Raw genomic sequence first — 4,593 nt, 5'->3', positions numbered from 1 at the left:
CATCGGTAGCGCCAGGCCGGCTTTCAGGCCATTGTCGACAAGCGGGTTGCCGTTGGGCTCGGTCACGCCCCACTGAGCCCACTGCGACAGCGGTAGCTTGTTGGTGCGGCCGGTCTGGTCCCATGGCATGTCGTCGGGAACGCGCACTTCCTGGACCCAGGGCTGGTCGCGCTTCCAGCCGCGCGACATGATCTTGTTGGCGGTCGTCATGATGACGTCCGGCACGCTGTTCCTGAGATCGACCTTGCCGTCGCCATCGCCGTCGACACCCTCGGCAAGATAGTCGGTCGGCAGGATCTGCGTCTGGCCGATCTCCCCGGCCCAGGCGCCGTTGACGTCGGCCGGCAGCACGCCGCGATCGATGAGCGTCAAAAGCGGCACCAATTGCTGGCGGAAGAGCTGGGGCCGGCGGCAGTCATGGGAAAGCGTTACCAGCGCATTCAGCGTCTGGAAGTCGCCCTGCACGGCGCCGAAGTCGGTCTCCAGCCCCCAGAAGGCGGCGATGATGGCCGGCTGGACGCCGAACTGCTTGTCGGCGCGGTCGAAGATTTCGGCATATTTCTTCAGATTGGCCGCGCCCTGCTTCAGGCGGTAGGCCGAAATCATGCGGTTGGAGAACTCGGTGAAAGTCTGGGTGAAGACGCCCTGCGCGCGGTCGCGCGCCAGCGCTCGCTCGTCGATGGTGGCGTCCTCCAGCGCATCGAGCCCGGTTTCGCCGACGCCGGCCGCCTTGGCTTCGGCCGCAACACCCTGCTTCCAGGTCTCGAAGTCGCCGCCGCATTCCTGCGCCGCCGCGGGCAGTGCGAACGCGCCGACAAAAAGCGCCGCCAGGATTTCAACGCGCAATCGCATCGCTTTCCTTTCGAGACCGGCGCATGACCTGATCGTGATCCCGGGTCGGGACCGCACAGGCGCATGCGAGGATTTCAAAGCCCAGGAGCCGCGCCATGCACTCGCGCGAGTGCGCCGCTCCGGATTACCAGCGGTTGCATGTTTCGCCGCCCGCCGTGTCGAAAAGCAGGCGGGAGGGCCGATGTCAACGGGTGTTCTGCCGCAGCCACTTCTTCCAGGCGGCTTCCGAGCCGTTGAAGACGTTGATGTCGGACTTGCCGGTCATGCCGGGCACGATGCCGGTGCCGGTGTACTGCCAGAAGGTGAAGGGATGGCTGCCGTATTTCTCACGCGGGTGCCCTGCGACCGAGCGCAGCCAGTAGGGGTAGCCGCGGAACGTCGCCAATTGGTTGTCGTCGAAGAAGTCGACCGAGGTGTAGATGATCGGCTTCTTGCCGTAGTGACGCTCGACCATCTGTAGAAAGACGGTCATCTCACTGCGGACGGTGGCCGCATCGGGGCGCAGCCTGCAGGTCGGCGATTTCGGGTTCCATTCCATGTCGAGCACCGGCGGCATGGCTGACGGGTCATTTGGGACATTGGCGATGAACCAGCGCGCCTGGGCTTCCGCCGGCGTGCAGAAATAGAAGAAATGATAGGCCGCGCGCGGGATTCCGGCTGCCCTGGTGCGTGCCCAGTGCTCGTTGAAATTCTCGTCGAAGCGGTCGCCGCCTTCGGTCGCCTTGATGAAGGCGAAGGAGATGCCGCTGGCCCTGGCGGTGGGCCAGTCGACCGAGGTCTGGTATTTGGAGACATCGGTGCCGTGGATGGCGTAGGTCCATGGCGCGCCGCTGTCCCACTCATGCGGCTTGGAATCCTCGAATTTGGGCGCGCGCACGGTGACCGTCTGCAAGGATGGCGACAACGGCGAAAGGTCGTCGACGGTTGAGCAGGCGCAGAGCAGCGTCAGCATCAGGATGGCCGCGAGACGGCGCATGATATTCCCCGAGCCGGGTTCAGCCGGCCGCTGATGGGTCCTTTACTGATGGTGGTCGCTAACCTCGCGTCCCCCTGCCGGACGATCGCCCCACGAGATCGTCCGCCTTATTTGTCCGTCCATGTCGTTGTCCCAAAACCGCTGTGCAATTTTGGGCGACATGGACAAGTTGATCGCCGAACATGGTTGATAATCCATTGACGGCGCTCGACTACGCCGGTGATTTTGCGGAAGCAATGGCGGCAAATCGATGACATAAATCGTGCCGGCGAATCCAAAGAGGCGGGGAAAGATGCAGGCTGTCGCGAAGTTCATCAAGTGTCTGCTTGGCCTGGTGATCCTGGCGGTGGTCGCGCTCTTCGCCTGGCTCTATTTCGCGCCGCCGGAACTGATCCGAGTCGGCGCCGGCTATTCGGCCAAGATCGTCTGCTCGAACGTCTTCATTGCCGGCCGCGACGCTAACCAGGTTCTGGCCGTCGACGTGCAGGCGCCGGGCCATCCGCTGCTCAGGCTGATGAAAATCTCCGTCGACAAGGAAAGGGGACTTGTCTCCGCCGGCCTGCTGTGGGTGCTGGGCAAGAGCGTCGCCGTGGAACGCGACGGCGTCGGCTGCGCCTCGGTTCCCGACGGTGACACCGGGAAGGCGCGACAGACGTCGCGGCGCGCGGCAGCTTCCGCACCGGCGCAGGCGGACGCGCTTTGGCCCGATGGCGAGCGCGTGGATGCGTCACAAAATCCCGAGGTCGCGAAAATCGTCGACGACTCGGCCATGGCCGGACCCGGCATGCGCGCCATCGTGGTGGTGAAGAACGGCCGCGTCGTCGCCGAGCGTTATGGCGACGGCTTCTCGGCCAAGACGCCGCTGCTCGGCTGGTCAATGACCAAGACGGTCAATGCCGCGATCGTCGGCACGCTGGTCAAGGACGGCAAAATGGCGATCGACAACAAGGGTCTGGTCAAGGCGTGGAAGGCCGATGGCCGCGCCGCCATCAGCGTTGCCGACATGATGGCGATGTCGAGCGGGCTGGAATTCAACGAGGATTATGGCGATGTCGCCGACGTGACGCGCATGCTCTATCTCGAGCCGGACATGGCCGGCTTCGCCGAGGCCAAGCAGCTAACCGGCGAGGTCGGAAAGGTGTTTTCCTATTCGAGCGGCACGGCGGTGATGCTGTCGCGGCTGTGGCAGGACGCGATCGGCGACAAGGCCAAGGCGCTGGCCTGGCCGCGCACGGCGCTGTTCGAGCCGCTCGGCATGCACAGCGCGGTGCTGGAGACCGACGAGCAGGGCACCTTCGTCGGTTCGTCCTATCTCTACGCCACCGCGCATGACTGGGCGCGCTTCGGCCAGTTCCTGCTGCAGGGCGGAACCTGGAACGGCAACCAGATCCTGCCTGCCGGTTTCGTCGACTGGATGCGCGAGCCGGCGCCGGCGTCGAAGGTCTACGGCAAAGGCCAGCTCTGGATCGAAGGCCCGGGCGACGAAGACAAGCCCGGCGCCGGTGCTGCCGCCGGTCTGCCCAAGGACACCTACTGGATGGAAGGCCATGACGGCCAGACGGTCGCGATCATTCCGTCGGAGCAGCTGGTGGTGGTGCGGCTTGGGCTGACGCCGGCCAAGCTAGGCTACCGGCCGCAGACCATGGTGGGAGCGCTGGTGAAGGCGCTGCACTAGTGCGTTTCACCGTTTCATAGAAACGGCGAAACGCCCTATCTGTTTGTTTTTACGCAATTTCGGACGGAAAACCGCTCACACTTTTCCTGGAATTGCTCCAGTAGCACTTGCTATTTGGAGGATCCGATCATGGCGAGCCAGGCATAGCCGCGATAAAGCGTTCTGAAACGGAAGGTTGCGCCGGTGCGCTGCGATTCCGATTCAAGCACGTCGCGCAGCGAGGCGCGCGGCGAAACATGGAATTTCCGCAGCCAGCCGCGCAGCATCGTTCGGAACCAGCGCGGCAGGCCCTCCTGCTGGCCAAAATCGACGACATGCAGCGAGCCGCCAGGCGCGAGCGCGGCCAGCGCTGCCGATATCGTCTTCTCCCAGCCGGGGATCATCGACAGCGAATAGGACACGAAGACGCGGTCGAATTGCTCGACGTCGAACAACGCCTTGGCGTCGAAATCGGTGGCGTCGCCGCGCGCCAGTTTGACCTTGCCGGAGAGACCTTCGCGAGCGATGGCGGCATTGGCCGTCTCCAACATCTCGGCCGAGATGTCGAGGCCGAAGAAGCGAGTGTCGGGATAGCGGCGGGCGGCCAGCGCGATGTTGCGGCCAGTGCCGCAGCCGAGCTCCAGCACGGTGCCGCCTTGCGGCACGTCCAGCCCGTCGATCAGCCGGTCGCGGCCGAGCAGGTAGTATTTGCGGGTCAGGTCGTAGATGTGGCGCTGCCAGCGGTAGACGCCGTCCATCAGTTCGGCATGGCTGGCCGGCAGCTCCGTCGTGCTCATGCTGCGCGCTTCACGTAAAGGTGGAAGCCGCCATAGATCGCCGAGCGGTCTTTTGCCGAGAATTCGCGCGAGGCGTCGGCCTCGTAGGTCCATTGGTCTAGCAGCGAGCTGGAGACGCGGCCGGGCAGCAGGCTGGGTTCTGCCGCGGTTCGGAAGATGACACGGGCGCCAACCGAAGCGCTACGGGTGATCTCAGTCCACAGCGCGTTGAGCAGGTCGTCGGTCATCCAGTCCTGCGCGTCGAGCAGGACGAAGCGATCGACGCTGCCGGCGTCCTTGGCGGCCAGGAACTTGATCAGGTTGGCGTGGTGGAT

At 64.4% G+C, this 4,593-nt stretch carries 5 protein-coding genes; 1 reads left to right on the top strand and 4 read right to left on the bottom strand.

Annotation, left to right across the window (positions count from 1 at the left end):
• Together EOA27_RS23410 and EOA27_RS23405 are read right to left on the bottom strand one after the other, a co-directional pair.
• The coding region (locus tag EOA27_RS23410) for a lytic murein transglycosylase (RefSeq protein WP_127257334.1) at positions 1-852 on the bottom strand (852 nt) is incomplete at its 3' end.
• A gap of 184 nt (positions 853-1,036) precedes the next feature.
• Entirely contained in the window at positions 1,037-1,828 is a 792-nt protein-coding gene (locus tag EOA27_RS23405; protein ID WP_126081978.1) for a GH25 family lysozyme, read from the bottom strand.
• Positions 1,829-2,120: 292 nt separating this feature from the next.
• Here EOA27_RS23405 and EOA27_RS23400 point away from each other — a divergent pair, with 292 nt between their 5' ends.
• Positions 2,121-3,503: a serine hydrolase gene (locus EOA27_RS23400; protein WP_126081979.1), complete on the top strand. Its 1,383-nt coding sequence runs from the start codon at positions 2,121-2,123 to the stop codon at positions 3,501-3,503.
• A 110-nt stretch (positions 3,504-3,613) separates the two neighbouring features.
• Here EOA27_RS23400 and EOA27_RS23395 read toward each other — a convergent pair whose 3' ends face one another.
• Both EOA27_RS23395 and EOA27_RS23390 read right to left on the bottom strand, forming a co-directional pair.
• Positions 3,614-4,279: a class I SAM-dependent methyltransferase gene (locus EOA27_RS23395; protein WP_126081980.1), complete on the bottom strand. Its 666-nt coding sequence runs from the start codon at positions 4,277-4,279 to the stop codon at positions 3,614-3,616.
• Positions 4,276-4,593, bottom strand: a 318-nt coding sequence (locus EOA27_RS23390; protein WP_127257331.1) for a DUF3419 family protein, incomplete at its 5' end; no start/stop codon positions are given. The genes EOA27_RS23395 and EOA27_RS23390, both read right to left, overlap by 4 nt.

The sequence above is a fragment of the Mesorhizobium sp. M2A.F.Ca.ET.037.01.1.1 genome, from assembly GCF_003998075.1.
GTDB lineage: Bacteria > Pseudomonadota > Alphaproteobacteria > Rhizobiales > Rhizobiaceae > Mesorhizobium.
Note: the sequence above shows the minus strand (reverse complement) of the source record. Positions and strands in the feature narration are given on the sequence as shown.